Origin of the sequence: Gordonia sp. DT30, from assembly GCF_049844915.1 — a bacterium.
In the GTDB taxonomy this organism is placed as follows: Bacteria; Actinomycetota; Actinomycetes; order Mycobacteriales; family Mycobacteriaceae; genus Gordonia.
In genome coordinates, this window is record NZ_JBNCLY010000110.1 from 1 (window position 1) to 277 (window position 277).

The window sequence follows — 277 nt, forward strand, 5'->3', positions numbered from 1 at the left end:
CCGACAAATCACCCACCCCACCAGACTCAACCGGAACCACCCCACCACCAGCCGCACCCGCAGCCTCCGGATCAACACCAGTCAGCCGAGGACCCACCTCCGCCGTGAACTCACCCCGACGAATCTTGTCCAACACAAACAAGTGCTCACGCACCTTCACCTTCTGAATATGGCTTACCTCCGCCGGTCCCCCCAACAATATCGACGGCACAAACCCATAACACTCATCCGGCCCCACCGGCCCATACGCCGCCAACGCCTGCTCAAACAACCCATC

The 277-nt window shown here is 60.6% G+C and carries 1 protein-coding gene; it reads right to left on the reverse strand.

The window, feature by feature from the left end; translation table 11 throughout:
- Window positions 1-271, reverse strand: a 271-nt coding sequence (locus ACLQ3C_RS21655; protein WP_425707139.1) for a T6SS immunity protein Tdi1 domain-containing protein, incomplete at its 3' end; no start/stop codon positions are given.
- Window positions 272-277 lie beyond the last annotated feature (6 nt).